At 62.4% G+C, this 20071-nt stretch carries 17 protein-coding genes, 2 tRNA genes, 1 pseudogene and 1 riboswitch; of the genes and pseudogenes, 16 read left to right on the top strand and 4 right to left on the bottom strand.

Features of this window, described 5'->3' with window-relative positions:
* Nucleotides 1–9 precede the first annotated feature (9 nt).
* The gene (locus DAUD_RS13135) at nt 10–273 is read right to left on the bottom strand and encodes a L,D-transpeptidase (protein ID WP_083756630.1); all 264 of its coding nucleotides are present in this window, start codon (nt 271–273) and stop codon (nt 10–12) included.
* A complete protein-coding gene (locus DAUD_RS12520) occupies nt 176–502 on the bottom strand; it encodes a L,D-transpeptidase (protein ID WP_166485156.1) in 327 nt (108 codons plus the stop codon). Before DAUD_RS12520 ends, DAUD_RS13135 begins: the two co-directional genes overlap by 98 nt.
* Before the next feature lie 75 nt (nt 503–577).
* Here DAUD_RS12520 and DAUD_RS13245 point away from each other — a divergent pair.
* From DAUD_RS13245 to DAUD_RS07815, 9 genes and pseudogenes are all read left to right on the top strand, one after another.
* A pseudogene (locus tag DAUD_RS13245) lies at nt 578–778 on the top strand (cation-transporting P-type ATPase); the annotation flags it as partial.
* 108 nt (nt 779–886) lie between these two features.
* Complete coding sequence (locus tag DAUD_RS07850) at nt 887–3358, top strand: cation-translocating P-type ATPase (RefSeq protein ID WP_200858700.1); 2472 nt, start codon at nt 887–889, stop codon at nt 3356–3358.
* A gap of 41 nt (nt 3359–3399) precedes the next feature.
* The gene (locus DAUD_RS07845) at nt 3400–5997 is read left to right on the top strand and encodes a Lon protease family protein (protein ID WP_012302627.1); all 2598 of its coding nucleotides are present in this window, start codon (nt 3400–3402) and stop codon (nt 5995–5997) included.
* A riboswitch (molybdenum cofactor riboswitch) is annotated at nt 5998–6118 on the top strand. It abuts the gene before it with no gap.
* A gap of 108 nt (nt 6119–6226) precedes the next feature.
* Nucleotides 6227–7069 (top strand): ABC transporter substrate-binding protein, encoded by an 843-nt coding sequence (locus DAUD_RS07840; RefSeq protein ID WP_166485242.1) that lies wholly within the window; start codon nt 6227–6229, stop codon nt 7067–7069.
* A 133-nt stretch (nt 7070–7202) separates the two neighbouring features.
* A complete protein-coding gene (locus DAUD_RS07835) occupies nt 7203–7856 on the top strand; it encodes an ABC transporter permease (RefSeq protein WP_012302625.1) in 654 nt (217 codons plus the stop codon).
* Between the two features lie 5 nt (nt 7857–7861).
* Nucleotides 7862–8587, top strand: coding sequence for an ABC transporter ATP-binding protein (locus tag DAUD_RS07830; RefSeq protein WP_242647916.1), 726 nt, complete (start codon nt 7862–7864; stop codon nt 8585–8587).
* Nucleotides 8588–9385: 798 nt separating this feature from the next.
* The gene (locus tag DAUD_RS07825; RefSeq protein ID WP_012302622.1) at nt 9386–9760 is read left to right on the top strand and encodes a DUF5320 domain-containing protein; all 375 of its coding nucleotides are present in this window, start codon (nt 9386–9388) and stop codon (nt 9758–9760) included.
* Nucleotides 9747–10610: an ATP-binding protein gene (locus DAUD_RS07820; protein WP_012302621.1), complete on the top strand. Its 864-nt coding sequence runs from the start codon at nt 9747–9749 to the stop codon at nt 10608–10610. Before DAUD_RS07825 ends, DAUD_RS07820 begins: the two co-directional genes overlap by 14 nt.
* A gap of 220 nt (nt 10611–10830) precedes the next feature.
* Nucleotides 10831–11223: a NifB/NifX family molybdenum-iron cluster-binding protein gene (locus DAUD_RS07815; protein WP_012302620.1), complete on the top strand. Its 393-nt coding sequence runs from the start codon at nt 10831–10833 to the stop codon at nt 11221–11223.
* Nucleotides 11224–11419: 196 nt separating this feature from the next.
* Here DAUD_RS07815 and selD read toward each other — a convergent pair whose 3' ends face one another.
* The gene (selD, locus tag DAUD_RS07810; protein WP_083756629.1) at nt 11420–12487 is read right to left on the bottom strand and encodes a selenide, water dikinase SelD; all 1068 of its coding nucleotides are present in this window, start codon (nt 12485–12487) and stop codon (nt 11420–11422) included.
* 219 nt (nt 12488–12706) lie between these two features.
* Between selD and DAUD_RS07805 the strand changes: the two genes are divergently transcribed.
* The 7 genes from DAUD_RS07805 (at nt 12707) to DAUD_RS12080 (ending at nt 19253) form a co-directional block, all read left to right on the top strand.
* On the top strand, nt 12707–13933 hold the full coding sequence (locus tag DAUD_RS07805; RefSeq protein WP_041570884.1) for a glycosyltransferase family 4 protein: 1227 nt from the start codon (nt 12707–12709) through the stop codon (nt 13931–13933).
* Nucleotides 13926–16091 carry an amylo-alpha-1,6-glucosidase gene (locus DAUD_RS07800; RefSeq protein ID WP_012302617.1) on the top strand — a complete coding sequence of 722 codons (2166 nt, stop codon included), beginning with the start codon at nt 13926–13928 and terminating at the stop codon, nt 16089–16091. Before DAUD_RS07805 ends, DAUD_RS07800 begins: the two co-directional genes overlap by 8 nt.
* A gap of 74 nt (nt 16092–16165) precedes the next feature.
* Nucleotides 16166–16693, top strand: coding sequence for a methylated-DNA--[protein]-cysteine S-methyltransferase (locus DAUD_RS11625; protein WP_012302616.1), 528 nt, complete (start codon nt 16166–16168; stop codon nt 16691–16693).
* 151 nt (nt 16694–16844) lie between these two features.
* Nucleotides 16845–18350 (top strand): glutamate--tRNA ligase, encoded by a 1506-nt coding sequence (gene gltX, locus DAUD_RS07790; RefSeq protein ID WP_012302615.1) that lies wholly within the window; start codon nt 16845–16847, stop codon nt 18348–18350.
* Nucleotides 18351–18423: 73 nt separating this feature from the next.
* Nucleotides 18424–18497 (top strand) — tRNA-Gln (locus tag DAUD_RS07785).
* A 17-nt stretch (nt 18498–18514) separates the two neighbouring features.
* Nucleotides 18515–18590: transfer RNA gene (locus tag DAUD_RS07780), tRNA-Glu, on the top strand.
* 486 nt (nt 18591–19076) lie between these two features.
* The gene (locus DAUD_RS12080) at nt 19077–19253 is read left to right on the top strand and encodes an aspartyl-phosphate phosphatase Spo0E family protein (RefSeq protein WP_166485155.1); all 177 of its coding nucleotides are present in this window, start codon (nt 19077–19079) and stop codon (nt 19251–19253) included.
* A gap of 8 nt (nt 19254–19261) precedes the next feature.
* Here DAUD_RS12080 and DAUD_RS07770 read toward each other — a convergent pair whose 3' ends face one another.
* Nucleotides 19262–19975 (bottom strand): uracil-DNA glycosylase, encoded by a 714-nt coding sequence (locus tag DAUD_RS07770; RefSeq protein ID WP_012302614.1) that lies wholly within the window; start codon nt 19973–19975, stop codon nt 19262–19264.
* Nucleotides 19976–20071 lie beyond the last annotated feature (96 nt).

Raw genomic sequence — 20071 nt, 5'->3', positions numbered from 1 at the left:
TTTCCTTAACTAGTGTATATCCGAATCCACCGGGCCGCAAGAGTCAGGCGCGGTGCAGTTGTAGATGACAATCATCGTCCCGTTGGGCACGTGGTGGAAAAACCACTTCGCGTCGGCCAGGCTCAAGCGGACGCAACCGTGGCTGACCGGCTGCCCCAGTTTTTCGACTCCTGCTTCAATTTTCCGGAGGCATCGAAGGGGACCGAGTGCACCAGGTACGGCCCGGCGAACTGCACCCAGTAGTAGGCACCTTCCTGCAGGCGCTGGCTCCAAAACGCGTAACCGCGGTTATAGAGAAAAAACGTCCCCAAGGGGGTGGCGTGGTGACTTTGCCCCCGGAAGCCTTGAAAACACGGACCACTTCGCTGCCCCGGTAGACCGTGACGTTGTGCTCGCCCTCCAGGTCGACGGCCACCCACATGCGGTCACCCATCTCCAGGGTCCGGAAGCTGAAATCCACACGGGCCTCTTCTCCCAGGCTGGAGACAGCCCTGGTATGCACCGGATATTCCCTATGGAAAAGCTATTAACTCCCGCCGGGCGTGAGAACCGTTTTTGCGCCGACGTATATTGACGTATATTTTGGTACCGCCCAGATACGCTAAAAAAGGACCGTGGGCGCGAGGGGGAAGTTCGACTGTATCACCGTCTGGATCAGGAAGAAGTTTTCAAGGAGTTAAATTCCGGCTCCGAGGGCCTTTCCGAAAAAGAAGCGGCTGAACGCCTGCGTACGATCGGCCCGAACACCCTGGAAGCCGAGGAGCGGTTCAAACCGCTTCAGGTCCTCCTGCACCAGTTCACCGATCCCCTCATCTACATCCTGCTGATCGCCGCCGCCTTTACCGCCCTGATCCGCCATTTCATCGACATGTGGGTCATCCTGGCCGTGGTGATTGTGAATGCGGTCATCGGTTTCACCCAGGAGCTCAGGGCCGAGCAGGCCATCAGGTCCCTGGCGGCGCTGGCCGCGCCCCGAGCCCGGGTGATCCGCGGCGGCCGGGAGGTGGAGGTGGACGGCGCCCACCTCGTGCCGGGGGACATTGTGCTCCTTGCCTCGGGAGCCCGAGTTCCGGCCGACCTCCGGCTGATCGAGGTCAACCGGCTGGAGATCGACGAATCGGCTCTGACGGGGGAATCCCTGGGCGCAAGCAAAGACGTTCGGCCGCTGGCGGCGGAGCGCCTTGCCCTGGGGGACCTGAAAAACATGGCCTTCATGGGCACCCTGGTGCTGTCCGGAAGGGGCAAGGGGTTGGTCACCGGCACCGGCCGGGCCACCGAACTCGGTAAAATCTCCGAGCAGGTGCGGCGGGTGAAACCGGCGCCCACGCCTCTCCAGGTGCAGCTCGGGCGTTTCAGCCGCTGGCTAGGATACGGCATCCTGGCCGTTTCCGGGTCGGCCGTACTGTTGGGTCTGGCCCTGGGCCGGTCCGTGCCCGAGATGCTGCTTACCGGTATTGCCCTGGCCGTAGGCGTCATTCCCGAGGGTCTTCCAGTGGTGGTGACCATCACGTTGGCCATCGGGGTGAAGCGGATGGCCGGTCGGAACGCCATCGTCCGACGTCTGCCGGCCGTGGAGACCCTCGGATCGACCTCGGTCATCGCCTCGGATAAAACCGGGACTCTGACCAAGAATGAGATGACCGTGCAGGTAATTTTTGTCGGCGGGGTTACTTATCAGGTGAGCGGCATCGGTTTCGAACCGAAGGGCTGGATCACCGGTCCGAACGGAGAACCGGTGCGGCTGAAAGACCACCCGGCCCTGAGACTGTGCCTGCGGGCGGGGCTTTTAGCGAACGAATCCAGACTTGGCTTTGAAAAGGAACGGGGGTGGTATCCCCAAGGGGACCCCACCGAGGTCTCCCTGATCGTGGCGGCGCGCAAAGCCGGGATGGACCCGGACCAGGAGACGCGGGCCTTTGCGGTGGTCGACCAAATTCCTTTTGAATCGGACCTGATGTACATGGCTTCACTTTGCCGGCACCCACGCGGGGAGGGGAAGTTCATATTCGTAAAGGGGGCTCCCGACCGGGTCCTCGAGATGTGCACGCACGTGGTCACCGGCCCCACGGGGGAAGAAGCGCCTCTGGAGGACCGGGGGGCGATCCTGGAACAGTACCGGGCCCTAGCTGGGGATGGGTTGCGGGTGCTGGCTTTTGCCTACCGGAAGGAGTCGGCGGCGGTTGAGACGCTGTGGCCGGCCTCGGTGGAGGAAGGACTCACCCTGATCGGGCTCCAGGGAATGCTGGACCCGCCCCGCGAGGAGGCGTTCCAGGCGATCAGCCAGGCCAAACAGGCCGGGGTGCGGGTGATCATGGTGACCGGTGACCACCAGGTCACCGCGGTGGCCGTCGCCCGCCGGCTGGGAATGGTCCGGGGTGAAAACGTGCCGGTGCTCACCGGCCTGGAACTCGAGGACATGCCGGACGAAGAACTGTACCACAAGGTACGGTACGTGAATGTCTTTGCCCGGGTGGCGCCCCTGCAAAAACTGCGCATCGTGCAGCAGTTGATCAAGCGGGGCGAGGTGGTGGCCGTGACCGGGGACGGGGTGAACGACTCCCCGGCTCTGAAAGCGGCCCACATCGGCGTGGCGATGGGGAAGACGGGCACGGACGCGGCCAAGGAAACGTCCGACATGATCGTTACCGACGATAACTTCGCCAGCATCTTCGCCGCGGTGCGCGAGGGGCGGGTTGTCTTTGAAAACATCCGCAAGGTCACGCTTTTCTTGCTATCCACCGGCCTGGCGCAGATTATCCTGATCCCCACTGCCCTGGTGCTGTTGATGCCGCTGCCGCTTCTGCCCGCCCAGATCCTGTGGCTGAACCTGGTTTCCAACGGGCTTCAGGACGTGGCTCTCGCTTTTGAGCCGGGGGAGAAGGGGATTATAAACCAGCCGCCGCGCCGGCGCACCGAGCCGGTGATTTCCCGGCTCATGGCCGAGCGGCTGGTGATCATCGGGGCGGTGATTGCGGTAGGCACCCTCTACACCTTCCTCTGGGCCCTGAATCAGGGGTACAGCCTGGATCACGCCCGCACGGTGGCCCTGACCACCATCGTGCTCTTCCAGCTTTTTAACGTGTTCAACGTGCGCTCCGAGGTCGAATCGGTGTTCCGGATGCGGTTGTTGTCGAATCCCTTCCTGTTCTTCAGCGTGATAGCGTCCGTCATCGCCCAGATTATGATCATCTACGTGCCCGCTTTCCAGTTTGTCTTCCGCACCGCCCCCCTGAATGCCCAGGACTGGGTGGTACTCGCCCTGGTGGCCACCACCGTGATCGCGGCGGTGGAGGCGGAGAAGGCCCTGCGGCGGTTTGTGCGCGTGAAGCGGGCGGAAGCCCTCGCCCGCCGCCGGTAGAGTGCGCTTCCTCGAAACAGCAGGAATATTCTCCAAGGGCATTGAATAAACATACTAATTTAGGTTCCGGACGGAAGGGGTGTCGCGGTCTGGTTACCAAAGCCACGGCCGAGCAGGTGCGCAGAGTCTGTGAACCGGAGACCCTTGGTTTCGCTCACACCGACGAGTTACCGTCACTGGAAGGAATTATCGGTCAGGAACGGGCGGTCAGAGCCCTGCACTTCGGTCTGGGGATCAAGGAGCAGGGTTTCAACGTTTTTGTGGCCGGACCTCCCGGCACCGGCAAAATCACCGCGGTGGAAAACTTTATTGAGGAGTTGGCCGCCGGGCAGCCGGTCCCTTCGGACTGGTGCTACGTCCACAACTTCCGGCAACCCCAGCGCCCCCGGGCCCTGGAGCTTCCCACCGGCAGGGGGGCGGAACTGCAGGAGGACTTGCACCAGATCATCTCCCTGGTCCAGCGGGACATCCGCCGGGCCTTCAACAGTGAGGAGTACGGGCGCCGCCGCACGGAGCAGTTGGAAGTATTCGCCGCCCGCCGGAACGAACTTTTAAACGCCCTGGGGAAAGCGGTGCACGAAAAGGGTTTTGCGTTGCAGGTCACTCCGGTGGGTTTTATGATCACCCCCCTGGTCGAAGGCCGAATGGTTAAAGAGGAAGAGTTCATGAGTCTGCCGGCGGAGGTCCGCGAAGGCTTCGCCCGCAGAAAAGACCAGCTGCAGGGGGTTATCCAGGATGCCATGCGCCAGTTGGGCGGGGTCGAACGGGAAGCCCGGGAAGCCCTGGAAAAACTGGACCGGGAAGTGGCGGAATTCGTGGTGGTGCCCCTGGTCGCCCCGCTGCAGGATAAATACGGGGCACTGTCCGAAGTCCGGGAGTATCTGGACGAGGTCCGGGATGACTTGCTGAAAAACTACGGGCTTTTCAAGGAGGCCGGCTTTGACGCTGAGCCGCGTGAGCAGAAGGGAAGCCCCTCCCGCACCGATCCCGTGCGCAAGTACGAGGTCAACGTGCTGGTGGACAACTCCGGGCGCAAAGGCGCTCCGGTGGTGATGGAGGTCAACCCGAGCGTTCCCAACCTGGTGGGCCGTATCGACCGGGAAGCCCAGTTCGGGGCGTTGGTGACGGACTTCACTATGATCCGCGCCGGGTCGCTGCATAACGCAAACGGCGGCTATCTGGTCATTCCGGTGGACGAGTTGCTCAAAAACCCCTTTTCGTGGTCGGTCTTAAAGCGGGCGATGCGCAACAAAAAGATCGCGATCGAAGACTTCGGGGACCGTCACGGAATCCTCTCGGCAAAAAGCTTGCAGCCGGAACCCATCCCCTTCCGCGCCAAGGTGGTGCTTCTGGGGAGCCCGGAACTGTACCGGCTGTTTTACCTCCTGGATCCAGAGTTTCAGGAATTGTTCAAGGTCAAAGCCGAGTTTGACAGCGTCATGCCGCGGAACCCGGAAAACGTGCGCAAGTACGCCGCCTTCTTCGCCACCCTGTGCCGGAAAGAGGGCCTTTTGCATATCGATGTTTCGGGTATCGCCCGCCTGGTGGAATACGGCTCACGCATGGCGGAGAACCAGGAGATGCTGTCGGCCCGGTTCGCCGACATCGCCGACGTGGTGCGGGAGGCGAACTATTATGCGCTCTCCGAAGGGGCGGAGTATATCTTAAGCGCGCATATCCAGAAGGCGGTCGACGAACGGCTCCACCGGGTGAACCTGGTGCAAGAGAAGCTGGCCGAGTGGCTGGACCGCGGGCTCCTGCTGGTTGAAACGGACGGTGCGGAGACCGGCCAGGTGAACGCCCTGACCGTGGCCGACCTCGGGGACATTTCTTTCGGCCGGCCGGTCCGGGTCACGGCCAGCGTGGCGGCGGGCCGGAGCGGCGTGGTCGACATTGAACGGGAATCCAGGCTGGGCGGTCCGCTGCACACCAAAGGAGTTTTGATCCTGGGCGGCTTCCTTGCCGAGCGCTTCGGACGGGACGAGCCTTTGACCCTGGCGGCGCGCCTGGTCTTCGAGCAATCCTACTCGGGAGTGGACGGGGACAGCGCCTCGGTGGCCGAGTTGGCGGCGATTGTGTCCGCCCTCACCGGCGTGCCGGTCCGCCAGGGGATTGCCGTGACCGGTTCGATGAACCAGAAGGGGCGGGTGCAAGCCATCGGCGGGGTCAACGAAAAAGTGGAGGGCTTCTTCGACCTCTGCCGGGCCCGTGGACTGACCGGCCGGCAGGGAGTGGTTATCCCCCGGTCCAACGTCCAGAATCTCATGCTCAAGGAAGAGGTGATCGAGGCCGTGCGTGCCGGGCAGTTCGCCATCTTTCCGGTGGAAACGGTGGACGAGGCGTTGTCCGTCCTGACCGGGGAAGATCCCCGAAGACTGCAGGCGCTGGCCGAGGCCCGGGTGAAAGCGCTGCGCGAGAAGGCTCACGGTAACGGGGAAAAGGAGACGGTGAGCAGCCGACCCGCTAACGCGGGTACCCCGGCTGTGGCTCCTGCGACGCTGCTGGCCAGTCAACTAGCTGAAAAAGGGGGAGGTGGTAAAGCAGGTGTTGGGGATACCCGGGAAAAGCCTGAACCGGCAGGGATTTTTAGAAAAACGGTTGGCAGGAATCCGGCCGGCACAAGCGAATCAATAACCTGATAGACCAGCTTTCTCCGAGTTCACGGCCTAAGGCCCATGGGGCTAAGGCCGGCGAACCGACAGGGTGTGCCCGGAAACGGGCACGCCTCCCATTGCGGAAAGGAGAAGGGCGGTTTCCGGTTGGGATGACCGGGCCCGGCTCTTTCCGCGCGGCCCGGTTTTTCGTTGTGGAAAACCCGATCCGGGTGCTCCGAGCCCCTGTTCAGGAGGGGAAATTGACTTGACACTGGTGAAAAGACCAGCGTTTCTCGCGGTAGCGGTATTCTTGACGGCCAGCCTGGTTGCCGGGTGCGGGGGCGGCGGACACCAGAGCGCGGAAACGCCGAAAGAACCGCCAAAGGAACTTAAACTTGCCACCACCACCAGCACCTATGACTCTGGCCTTCTGGAGGCAGTACTGCCGGTTTTTGAGGAAAAGCACAACTACAAGGTGTCCGTGATCTCGGTGGGTACCGGCGCCGCGCTGGAGACCGGCAAACGCGGCGACTGCGACGTGCTCCTGGTCCACGCCAAGGAGCAGGAGTTGGCCCTGGTGGCGGAAGGGCATTTCGTCGACCGCCACGATGTCATGTACAACGACTTCGTGATCGTCGGGCCGCCGGACGACCCGGCAGGCATCGCGGGCGGCCGGGACGTCAAGGCGGCCTTCCGCAAGATCGCGGAAACCGAAGCGGCGTTCGTTTCCCGCGGTGACGATTCGGGGACCCACAAAACCGAACGGAAGATTTGGCAGGGGATCGGGCTTGAGCCCCGGGGCGGCTGGTACTACTCGGTCGGTCAGGGTATGGGCGACACCTTGAGGATGGCGAGCGAACTGAAGGGCTACACACTCGCTGACCGCGGCACCTGGGTGTCCTTGAAGGAAGGCCTGGACCTGAAAGTCGTGTTGGAGGGTGACCCGGCGCTGTTCAACCAGTACGGGGTGATGGCCGTGAACCCGGCCAACCACCCGCATGTGGACCACGAAGGGGCGATGAAGCTCATCGAGTTTTTTATCTCGGATGAAGGTCAGGATCTGATCGCCGGCTTTAAGAAGAACGGCGAACAGCTGTTCGTGCCCAACGCCTCCTAGGGCACTCCGGTCCGGGCCGGGAGCCGGTCCCACCGCGCTCCGGATCGGCCGGTCTCCGTCCGGGCGGAACGCGACTGGAACCGGGAAGGGAAGTGGGACTATCTGGGATGGAATCGCACAGGCTTTCGGGCTGGTGGTGGCCCGCGACCCCAAGCTCATGCAGATCATCTGGCTTTCACTCCAGGTGTCGGGAGTGGCCGTGAGTCTCGCCGCCCTGATGGGCATTCCGCTCGGCACCTGGCTGGGTATGCAGCCTGCCCGGCGCGTGCGCTTGCCCGCGCTTTTTCTCTACACTTTCATGGGCCTGCCGCCGGTCCTGGTCGGGCTCTTGGTTTACCTGTTGCTTTCCGCGCGGGGACCCTTCGGTGTTCTGAGCCTGCTTTACACCCCTACGGCCATGATCATCGCCCAGACCATCCTGGCGCTGCCCATCATCGCTGGCCTGACCATGGTCGCCGTGCGCGCCAAAGACCGGGAAATCAGGGACACGGCCGTCTCGCTCGGGGCGGGTGCCTGGCAGGTGGCGCTCACGGTCGTGCGGGAAGCGCGGGTGGCGATCATCGGCGCGGTGGTGGCCGGCACCGGACGGGTGATGGCCGAGGTGGGCGCGGTGATGATGGTCGGCGGGAATATCGAGGGCAAGACCCGAGTGATGACCACCGCCATCGTGCTGGAAACCAGGCGGGGTAACTTTGAAATAGCCATCGGCCTGGGAATGGTGCTGCTGTTTCTGGCCTTCATAATCAACACGGCGCTCTACCGCCTGCAGGGGGTGCCCAGGAATTGAGCGACGTGGTGCTGATGATGGACAACATCAGCAAGAATTACGGGCCGCGTGAGGTATTGCGCGTGGAGCGGCTGTCCTTTGCCGCGGGCCGGATTCACGGCGTGATGGGGCCGAGCGGCGCCGGGAAAAGCACGATGCTGCGGCTGCTGAACTTGCTGGAGCAGCCGACGACCGGCCGGATTTTCTACCGCGGACAGGATGTACACGCCTACCGTCCGCGGTTGCAGTTGCAGCGCCGGATGGCCATGGTGTTTCAAAAACCGGTGCTCTTCGATGGAACGGTGTTCGACAACGTGGCTTACGGCCTGCGGGTGCGGGGCATGCGCGGGCCGGACGTGAGCGGCAGGGTGGTTGACGCCTTGCGGTGGATGGGACTTGAGCCGCTGCGCCGGGCGCGGGCGCTTACCCTGTCCGGCGGGGAGGCCCAGCGCGTGGCCCTGGCCCGGGCGCTGGTGCTGGAACCGGACGTGCTGCTGCTGGACGAACCCACTACGAACCTGGATCCAAACAACGTGGCGCTCCTGGAGAAGCTGATCCGGGAGGCCAGCGGCCGAAACGGCACAGCGGTGATCCTGGTTACGCACAACGTGTTCCAGGCGAAGCGCCTGGCGGACCAGGTGATCTTCCTCTATGAGGGGCGGGTGGTGGAAGAGGGACCGGCGGCGGAAATGTTCCGAGCCCCCAAGGACGAGCGGACCAGAGCCTTTGTCCACGGCGAAATGATCTATTGAACAGAGGCCAGAATTCAGAATCCAGAATTCAGAAGAGAAGTGGAAGGATTCAATAAAGGAATCAGGAGATAGCAATCAAAAAGACGGAAGAAAGATTCTGTAAACATCGCGTGCCAATGTAGTTTGATCCATCATTTCCTATCCATTGGCTATTGTTATGCTCTCTCCAACAAAAGCAAATTCCTATCCATCGTGGCCCTGCTCATCGTTCCGTTCGTCGCCAACATCGTTCGATAATCATAGCGACGGCGCAACACAAAAACCCCCGCCGGCGGGAAACCGGCGGGGGTTTTTTCTTGTGGGCACATCCGGCACGGTGCGTCTGAAGCGGCGCGGCGTTACGGCTGGCTCGAGACCAAGCCGAATTGTGTTTACCAGGGGTGTGTTCCGATCACCACTTCTTTCCCGAATTTCGCCTTAAGCTAGTTATTGACATGTGCCCATAATGTTGATTAAAATAGTAATGGGCATATGAGCATAAGCAGGGCACTAAGGAGGTGGATACGATGCCTAAAGGAGACGGGACAGGTCCGCGCGGCAAGGGTCGGGGAACGGGCCGGGACCGCGGTCCCTGCGGCGGGGCCGGGAAGGACCGAGTCCCGGACGACCGTAAGCGGGGCGACCGGATTCACGGCGCAAGATGTGTCGGTACCGGCCGGGATCGCAGAGCAGGATGCAGTAGCGGCATAGGTCAAGGTTATGATCCGTTTCAAGGTGGCGGACGGGGAAGACGGGCCGGGCGTGGAGCGTAAAGCTGATATGCCGGTCCGGAAATAAATTTTTTGGAGGGATAAGTTTATGCCTGCTGGAGATCGGACCGGTCCCTTTGGGGCGGGACCGCGCACGGGACGAGGACTTGGTTTGTGCGGCGGCGCCGCCGCGCCGGGCTACACCGCCCCCGAATTCGGCCAGGGCGGACGCTTCGGCGCCTGGGGTTTCGGCGGTTGCCGGGGCGGACGCGGCCGGCGCTGCTGGTTCGGCGGGCCGGGACGGGGCCGTGCGTACGCCTGGGGCCTATCCTACGGCCCGGCGACCCGCGAGGATGAGGTCGAAACCTTGTCGGAGCAGGCCGCTGAGTTGGAGAGGGCCTTAAAGCACGTTAAAGCGCGTCTTAACACTCTGCGGCGGGAAAAGAACCAGGGTGAGGCCGAGGGCGAGAATGAGGATGAGTGAGCCGCTTACGGTGGCCGTGGCCAGCGGCAAGGGCGGTACCGGGAAAACCACCGTGGCCACCAACCTGGCCTACGTGCTGGAGCGGCAAGGCCGCCCGGTCTGGTACGTGGACTGTGATGTCGAGGAGCCGAACGGCCACCTATTCCTCAGACCCGGCCTGACGGAGGAGAAGAAGGTTACGGTCCCTGTCCCGAAGGTGGATTTGAACCGTTGTGTTCACTGCGGCCTCTGCGCCGAGATCTGCCGGTACGGGGCGATCGCAGCGGTGGGAGACATGATTCTGACTTTCCCCGGGATGTGCCACAGCTGCGGCGGGTGCTTCCTGGCCTGTCCCGCGGAGGCGATTTCCGAAGGCGAGCGCCTGGTAGGGATCGTCGAGAAGGGACGGGCCGGACCAGTGACCTTTGTACATGGTCGGCTGCGTGTGGGGGAGGCGATGAGCCCTCCCTTGATCAAGGCGGTCCGGCGGGCGGCAGGTGGGGGCGCCGTGCAGGTCATCGATGTTCCTCCGGGAACTTCCTGCCCGGTGATCACCGCCATCCGAGGGGTGAACTTGGTGGTTCTGGTGACCGAGCCGACGCCTTTCGGATTACACGACCTGGGCCTGGCTCTCGACATGGTGCGGGAGCTGGGCCTCCCCCACGCGGTTGTTGTGAACCGGACGGATGAAGACAACGACAGCGCCCGGCAGTTTTGCCGGCAAAGGCAGGTCAAGATCCTGGCCGAGATTCCCGATGACCGGCGGGTGGCGGAGGCTTACTCCCGCGGGGAAATGGCGGCAAGCATTTCCGGTTACGCGGAGCGGTTTGAGGCACTCCTCGCAGCCGTGAAGAGGATGGTGGTCCGGTGAAAAAATTGACTGGCACGGTGGAAGAGGCTTTGAGGCGGTTCACCGCCGGAAACCTTAAACCGGCCCCTGGTGCCACCGTAGAAGCGCATCACGGCGCCCGGTAGAAAGCCCCGGTTCCTGCCATTCTTTCCAGCCTGGTTCTTTAGTTGTTGACATATACCCTTAATTTGCTGTAGCCTTAGTAACAGGCATACGTTCATAAATAAATGGAGGGATCAGCATGAGAATTGCCATTGCTACGGCTGACGGAAATGTTTCGGAACACTTCGGGCACTGCCCCGAATTCACGGTCAGCGAGGTTGAGGACGGTACCATTAAAGAGACAAGGACGGTGCCGAATGACGTCGGCGGGCCGCGCGTGGTGACCGGGCTGCGGGCCGACGTGGCCATCGCCGGCGGTATCGGGGCGGGAGCCAAACGCGTGCTGGAAGACAACGGGATTAAGGTTATTACGGGTGCTTCGGGCCCGGTTGACCAGGTGCTGCGGGACTTCGTCGCGGGCAAGCTGGTGTCCAGCGGCTCCCTGTGCGACCATTCCGGCCAGCACCACGGGCATGGGCACCACGGCGGCGACTGCGCCGGCGGCCGCTGCGCCTGCGCGGATGGACGTTAGAAGTTTGTTTACCGTTTTTGCAGGTAAGTGTTGCTGCGGCTTCTGGTATAATGCTATCCGGCTCGGGATGCGGTAACATTAAAACACTTTACTGGTGCTTTCTGGTTGAAGACCTGGTCGCGAAAGAAAAAACAGCGGTTACTTGCCGGATTGAGGTTGAATCCTTCCACTTCTCTTCTGAATTCTGAATTCTGGCCTATTCCGCCGTGGCCCCGTTTCCGGCGCGGACCAGGATGCGGCCTGGGGAAAGCTCGTCGGTCACCTCGCCGACGATCCGCGCCTCGTACACCCCGTACTCCGCCAGCTTGTGCATCAGCGTGCGGAGCCGGTTGTCCGGAACGGCGATCAAAAGCCCGCCCGAAGTCTGCGGGTCGAACATCAGGTCCTGGAGCGCGAGCGGCACGTCCTGTTCGAAGGACACGTGCTCGCCGATGAAGCAGCGGTTGGCGTGCGCCCCGCGCGGGATCAGTCCCAGGGCGGCGTATTCCGGAGCCCGCTCGATGACCGGCAGACTGCCGGCCTCGAAAATCAGACCCACCTTGCTGCCCCGGGCCATCTCCAGCGCGTGCCCCAGAAGTCCGAAACCGGTGATGTCGGTGCAGGCCGAAGGCCCGGTTTCGCGCATGGCCCGGGCCGCCCGGTCGTTCAAGGCAGCCATCTGGACCGTAACCGCCTCCTGGAGTTCGGCGGGCACTATATTTGCTTTTACCGCCGAGGTGACGATGCCGGTGCCCAGAGGCTTGGTGAGCACCAACCGGTCTCCCGGCCGAGCCGTGCTGTTCCGTACCAACAGATCAGGATGCACGATCCCGGTGACCGCCAGGCCGTATTTGGGTTCCTTGTCCTCGACGCTGTGCCCGCCCACAATCACGGCGCCGGCTTCCCGGACCTTTTCCGCCCCGCCGATCAGTATTTCAGCCAGGACGTCCAGGTGCCCCTCTTTGGTGGGGTAGCAGATGATGTTCAGGGCCGTGAGCGGGATGCCGCCCATGGCGTAGATATCACTCAGGGCGTTGGCGGCTGCGATCTGGCCGAAGCGGCGCGGGTCGTCAACGATGGGCGTGAAGAAATCGACGGTCTGCAAAAGCGCCGTATCGTCGTTAATCAAAAAGACACCGGCGTCGTCCGCCGTTTCAATTCCCACCAGCAGCCGGGCGTCTTCCATGGCCGGTAAATGATTCAAGACTTGGGCCAGAGCCTCAGGCCCGACTTTGGCCGCTCACCCGCCGCCGACCGTCAGGGAAGTCAATCTGGGGGCGTCCACACACTCCACCCCTTAGTCCAAACATTTCCTCAATTTTATCACCAGGAATTAATTTCAACCATATTATTATCCTCTGTATAAAAAACTTTTATTAACGCTGTTGTGCACGCCGGTTTTGAGTCCGGAGAATGGAGAATATGGTTAGACCTCGGCGATAAGTATTGATAGAGTATTAATGTGCACGATTAGAACTTACAGTGTAGGGGAGGATTGGATTTTGTGCGTATTTCCAAGTTGCATTGGGCCTTCCCGCCGATCATCGGCGGGGTGGAGACCCACCTGATGATGCTGGGTCCGGAACTGGTGGCGCGGGGTTGCACCGTCAACCTCCTGACCGGGTCCGTCGACGGGCGTGAGACTTTCGATTACAGGGGAATGACGGTAACCCGCACCCCGCTGATGGACCTCAACGGTCTAGGTACACTGTCCAGAATTCAGGAGCTGGCCGGAGACATCCGGGACGAGTTGACCGCGTTCATCCAAAAGACCCGGCCGGACCTGATTCACGTCCACAACATGCACTATTTCAGCCCGGTGCATGCCCGGGTGCTGGCCCGGATCAGCCGCCGGGAGAACATCCCGTTGGTGTTGACTGCTCACAATGTCTGGGACGACGAACTGTGGCGCGAGATGCTGTCCTTCCGGTCGGCCTGGGACGCGGTGATCGCGGTGAGCCGTTTTATCAAGCGGGAATTGGTGAAGAATGGGTTTCAGGCGTCCCGGGTCCACGTCGTGCACCACGGCATGGACCTGGAGCGTTTTACCCCGGCTGGCGCCGCGGAACGGGAACGGATTCTCGATCGGCACCCGAGGCTGCGGGGCCGCCGGGTGATGTTCCACCCAGCCCGGATGTCCCTGGCCAAGGGTTCGGATTTCGTGGTTCGGGCCTTCGCTGAAATGAAGAGAAGACTGCCGAACCTGTGCCTGGTGATGGCCGGCACCGAAAAGACGGTAGACTGGGGCAGTTACCAGGGTCCGGAGATCCAGAAGATCAACGCCTTGATCGGCGGCCTGAAACTGGAGGACGATGTGTATATCCGGTTTTTCTCCTGGGACGAGATCGCCGACATGTACCGGGTGGCCGACGTGGTGGTGTACCCGTCCATTTTCGAAGAGCCGTTTGGGCTGGTGATGCTGGAAGCCCTGGCCTCGGGCACCCCGATTGTGGTCACCAGATCCGGCGGGATGCCCGAAGTAATTGAGGACGGCTTCAACGGCTTCGTCGTGCCCCGACGCGACTACCACGCACTGGCCGAGCGCTGCCTGCTGATCCTCGACGACCCGGTCGAGGCGGCGCGGCTCGCGGCCAACGGCCTGCGGTGCGCCAGGGAAAGGTTTTCCCTGTCGGCTATGGTTGACAACACGCTGAATGTTTACCGGCGAGTGGTGGCGGACAGAGAACGCGCCGTGGCCCCCGGCGAACTGGTGATAGGTGCGCATGCTTGACTTGCGGATTGCGCCCCGGGAGATCGAGGAATCCTTCGAGGTTTTGAAGGAAGGGAACCTCTTCCTGACCAGCCTGCCCGGGGGGGATGTCCCGGGGCAGAGCTTGGCCGGTCTGGGCCTGTACTACCAGGACACCCGTTTTTTGAGCTGCCTGGAGCATTTCATCAGCAACACCCGACCGGTGTTGCTTTCCTCATCCACCCGCGGCAGCCATTTCGGGCAGGTTGAGTTGACCAACCCCGAACTCGAGACGGCCGGCGGGGTCCGGCTGCCGCTGCAGAGCATTCACCTGCGCCTGGTGCGGGTGGTACGCGGCGCCCTGTACCAGCGCCTGAGGCTGGTGAACTACAACCAGTTCGAGGTGTCCGTCCCCTTGAAGGTGCTGATGGGTGCCGATTTCCGGGACATCTTCGAAATCCGGGGGGCGCGACGGCTCCGGCGCGGGACCCATCTCCCCATGGTGCGTTCACAGAGTTCTTTTTTGCTTCGCTACCGGGGGCTGGACGGGATTGTCCGGGGCTGCCACGCGGTGTTCGACCCGCCGCCCGGGGACATCCGCGAGAGCGGGGACGGGGTGCTGTGCACCTTCGATCTGGTGCTGCCCCCCCAGCGCAAGGTGTACCTCACCTGGCTGGTCCGCCCGCTTCTGGATCCCGGGGAGGAAGTGGTAACGGAGTGGTCCGGTCGGCGCCTGGACATCGTTTTCGGGAACGCCGTCGGCGAACAGGCCGAAGAACACCGGAAGTGGCGCAGCCGGAGCACCATATTCGCAAGCGACAACGAAGTGTTCAACCGGATGCTGGAACGGTACACCTCCGACTTGCGGGCCCTGTACGCCGCCTACCCGGACGGCCGGATCATCGAGGCGGGTATTCCCTGGTACGCGGCGCCGTTCGGCCGGGACTCCCTGATTACCGGCATCCAGACCCTGATTTTGAACCCCGACCTGGCCCGCGACACGCTTTGTTTCTTGGGCCGCTACCAGGGCCGCGGGGTGGACGAGAGCCGCGAGGTTCAACCCGGGAAAATACTGCACGAGCTGCGGCGCGGGGAAATGGCCAACTGCGGGGAGATTCTGCACACACCCTACTTCGGCTCGGTCGACGCCACGCCACTTTTTGTCGTCCTCCTGGGCGAGTATTTCGCCTGGACGGGAGACCGGGCGCTGCTGACAGAGATGCGGGAGAACCTGGAATCCGCCCTGGCCTGGTGCCGGGAGTACGGGGACCTCGACGGGGACGGCTACCTGGAGTACCATGGCCGGGTGGAGGGCGGGCTGAACAACCAGGGCTGGAAGGATTCCTGGGACGCTGTGGCCGATCCGGAGGGAAACCTGGCCGAACCGCCGATTGCACTCGTCGAAGTGCAGGGCTACTGGTACCACGCCCTGGAGCACGCAGCCCGGCTCTTCAAGGTGCTCGGAGACGAACACGGGGCCGGGCGGCTGCGGGCCGAGGCCCGGCGGTTGAAGGCGCGTTTCATCCGGGATTTCCAGGTGCCGGGTGAAGAGTACCTGGGATTCGCCCTGGACGGAAAGAAGCGGCTGGTGTCCACCGTGGTTTCAAACATGGGACACTGCCTCTGGAGCGGCATTCTGGACCCGGGGCCGGCTGCCCAGGTGGTGCGGCGGATCTTCCGGCCCGACATGCATTCCGGCTGGGGCATCCGAACCATGAGCCGGTGGGAAAAAGCGTACAACCCGATGAGCTACCACAACGGATCGGTCTGGCCCCACGACAACGCCATTATCGCCGCGGGCTTGCGCCGGTACGGCTTCCTGAACCAGATGGAACAACTGTTCACCGGCCTTTTCGAGGCGGCGCAGCACTTTCCCTACCAGCGCCTGCCCGAACTCTTCTGCGGGTTTGCGAGGCGCCCCACCGGGGAGCCGGTGCGCTACCCCATCGCCTGTGATCCCCAGGCTTGGGCGGTCGGGGCCATGTTCATGTTCTTGCAGGCGGCACTGGGTTTGAGCTGCTCCCGGAAGGGCCTGCAGGTCACGAAACCGATGCTGCCGGGCTGGCTGCGAGAGCTGACCGTCCAGAACATGCGGGTACGCGGCGGCACGGTGGATCTGCGGTTCAGCCGTTCCCGCGGGGTGACACGCTGCGAGCTGCTCCGCAAAGAGGGCCGTTTTACCGTTTCCATCGAGGAGTAAAGCGCGGGGGAACAGGAAATCCCCCAAGGAGCGGAGAAGGAACTCCCATTCAGTCAAGAGAGGGGGTGCTTCGCTTGCCGGCGGTCGTGGTGCGGCTTCAGGCCGGTTGGATCGGTTTCGCCCGCACGGAGTCCGGCCTTAGGGCGCTGACGTTCCCGCAGGCCGGCGCCGAAGCGGCGCGGGCTCAGCTTGCGAGCCTGGGCGTGACTGGAGAGGAGGCGGTTTTGTCGCCGGAGCCGCTTGACAGGCTCTTAACGGACCGGTTGGAAACCTACTTCTCCGGGCGGGCAGTGGACTTTGACCTGATACCGGTCGACTGGTCCGGCTACACGCCGTTCCAACGCGCCGTGCTGGAGGCCGTCCGGGAGGTCCCATGGGGGGAAACGCGCACCTACGGAGAGTTGGCCCGGCTAGTGGGCCGGCCCCGGGCGTCCCGGGCGGTGGGCAACGCTCTGGGGACCAACCGGACCCCGCTGGTGGTGCCCTGTCACCGGATCATCCGTGCCGGCGGCGCACTGGGGGGATTCGGCGGCGGTCCGGAGTTAAAAGACCGGCTTTTGAGGCTGGAGGGCGGAGACAGCGCTTTACACGGGACAGAATAAGGAATTATAATACAGGAGTTGGGAACGGCCGGAAACCAGCATACGGGAGTCTATTGCGCGCGAAGGAGAACCCTCTCCCCGTCATACTGGCCGCAGAGAAAACCGTCCCTTGTCGTTCCCCGGTCGCAGTCGGAAACAATGGGAGGATGCTATGGATACGGTACGGGTCAGATTCGCGCCCAGTCCCACGGGCAGCCTGCACATCGGCGGCGCCCGGACCGCGCTTTTCAACTGGCTTTTTGCCCGGCACCACGGAGGGGCCTTCATCCTCCGGCTGGAGGACACCGACACCGGGCGGAACATCGACGAGGCGGCGGCCCAGATTGTGTCCAGCTTGCGCTGGCTTGGTATCGACTGGGACGAAGGCTACGACCGGGGCGGCCCGTTCGGGCCGTACCGGCAGTCCGAGAGGTTCGAGCTTTACCGAGAGGAAGCGCGACGCCTGCTGGCGAACGGTGATGCGTATTGGTGTTACTGCACGCCCGAGGATCTGGCCGCCCAGCGCGAGGAGGCCCGCCAACGTGGTGAGGTGCCGCGCTACGACGGGCGCTGCCGCCAACTGACCGACGATGCGCGGCGGGAGAAGGAGGCGGCCGGCATCCGGCCGGCACTACGCGTGAAAATGCCCAAAACCGGGACGACGGTGGTCAAAGACCGGATCCGGGGCGAGATCGGCTTCGATAACGCCACGCTGGACGACATCATCGTGATGAAGTCAAACGGCGGCCCGACGTACAACTTCGCCTGCGTGGTCGACGACGGGGCGATGCGCATCAGCCACGTCATCCGGGCTGAAGAGCACCTTTCGAACACGCCGAAGCAAATCGTCCTGTTCAACCTGTTGGGGTATGCGCTCCCCGAGTTCGTGCACGTGCCCATGATCCTGGCTCCGGACCGCTCCAAGCTGTCCAAGCGCCACGGGGCCACCGCCGTGGACGAGTTTCGGGCCGACGGGTTTCTGCCCGAAGCCCTGATCAACTACCTGGCGCTCCTGGGCTGGTCGCCGGGGAGCGAGCAGGAGCAGTTCACTGTGGAAGAACTGGTGGCCTCCTTCAGCCTGGACGCGGTTTCCAAACACGCCGCCATTTACGACGTGAAGAAGCTGACCTGGCTGAACGCCCAGTACCTGAATTCACTGCCGCAGGCCCGGGTGGTGGAGGCGGTACGGCCTTTCATGCAGGAGGCGGGGTATCTGAGTGCAACTCCGAACCCCGCGGAACTTGACTACCTGAGCCGGGTGGTGGAGGCGGTGCGCAGCCGGGTCCACACCCTGGCAGAACTCCGCGACGCGTCCGCCTATTTTTACCGGTCCGATTTCGAGTACGACGACAAGGGCGTGCGCAAGCACTTTACCAAGCCGGGGGTGACAAACATCCTGGCCCGGGGCCGGGACGCCTTGTCCCGATTGCCTGCGGGCCGGTTTACCGTCGAGGGCACGGAAGAAGCCTTCCGGCAGGTCATCGAGGAACTCGGCGTTTCCGGGGGCACGCTCATCCACCCGACTAGGCTGGCGCTGTCCGGCCGGACCGTGGGGCCGGGGCTTTTTGATATCATCGCTGTCCTGGGGAAGGAAGAGTGCCTGTTGCGGCTCGACCGGGCGATAGCTTGGATCGGTGCCAACGTGAACAACGCGAACAGGACTGACGCATGCTCTTGAGAGGTCAACAACGCGAAAGGATAACTTGCGCGGCAGGCCTTTCATGTGCTATAATTCAAATCGCGACTTACTCTGCGGGATGGTGTAACGGTAGCACGGGTGACTCTGGATCATCTAGTCTAGGTTCGAATCCTAGTCCCGCAGCCAAAATAAATCACATACGTGGCCCCATCGTCTAGCGGCCTAGGACACCGCCCTCTCAAGGCGGAGACACGGGTTCGAGTCCCGTTGGGGCTACCAGAAAAAGCACAATGTCAGGCTTCCTTCCATGCTCGAGAAGCACAGGAAGGGAGTTCTTGTCTTACATGTGGGAGATCACCAACTCTTGGCGGCCGATATCGCCGGTGATGACGACGGCCGCTTAACTGTCCGTGTCGGCGGCCAAGCCAAGGCAAAGGACAAGGTCATCTGGAGCATATCCCGGTCCAGAGAAGGTCCCGGCCACTGATTTCCACTACGAAATCCGCTCCGGTACTGATCGGGATTCCAGGTAGCCGGCTGCACTGTCATCATGCAGCGGTGGTAGATCGGTATCGGAGATTCTAGCGAAATCCACCTAGGTTCCCCTTTACACACCTTGTTCGTCATCAGTCTAACATAAACCCCCGTTATTCGACAGTTCCTTGTTGAAACTGGGCATAGGCATAATTTGGTTGACAGGGTTCCACGCTGGAACTACAATAAAAGACAATAAATGTTATTTGTGTAATCGGGAGGGATCGAATATTGTTTTCGGGTAGGCGAACGGAGTTGCTCGAAGAAATCGAACAATTGCGCTGCACGCTCCAGAAGCTGGTCGAAAACAAGGAGACACTGCAAGATCAGGAAATCCAGGTGGTGAGCAGAAGACTGGATTCCAAACTGAACGAGTACAACAGGCTGACAGGCGAAACACGGCCCTAGCCGGTGTGCTATGATCCACTCAACCCGGAATGGTAGTAAGCGCTGAGGAAGGCGGGCCAGCGGAGGGCAAGGGCCAGGCCGACCGCTTCCCGGATGTCCCGCACGAACTGGTCCAAGATGTCACCGTCTAGGCGCCGCAACACAAAAGCCGGATGGTAGGTCGGAATCACCGCGGCCACCAGGCTCCGCTGCCACCGGAAACTCTCCAGCCAGACTCCCCGGCAGGCGGTGACTCCGGGACCGGACGTCCCGCGCATGAACCGGAGCGGCACGTTCCCCAGCGTCAAGACTACCACCCCGCTCGGCAAGCCCGTAAGCTCATCCTTCAACAACTGCCGGCAGGCCTCCTGCTCGGCGGAATGCGGTTCCCGGTTATTGGGCGGGCGACACCGCACCACGTTTGTGATGAATACCCGGTTCCGGTCTACTCCCAGACTGTTCAGAGCGGCGGTGAGCAAAAGGCCGCTCTGACCGACGAACGGGTGCCCTATCGCGTCCTCATCTGTACCGGGGGCCTCGCCCAGGATCACCAGTCGGCTCCGGCGCGAACCTTGACCGGGCACGGGTCGGCAGGGGCTGAGTTCCGGGCAGCGCCGGGGACAGGGAGTTCGGGCGCCGGAAGGGCGGCCAGAGAGGCCCCCAAGCTGCTCAAGAGCAGCGTCCACCGCCGGTTTCGGCAGGTAATTACAGAGCCGGTCCAGGAGCTGTTCCAGATTATTCATCAGGCAAACGCCCCGTCAATCAGCAGTTTTGGGATAGACAACTCTTCTACTTTGACCTCACAATATCCTGCCAACCTTTGTGCCCTTTGAAAAGCG

The organism is Candidatus Desulforudis audaxviator MP104C, from assembly GCF_000018425.1.
GTDB lineage: Bacteria > Bacillota > Desulfotomaculia > Desulfotomaculales > Desulforudaceae > Desulforudis > Desulforudis audaxviator.
Note: the sequence above shows the minus strand (reverse complement) of the source record. Positions and strands in the feature narration are given on the sequence as shown.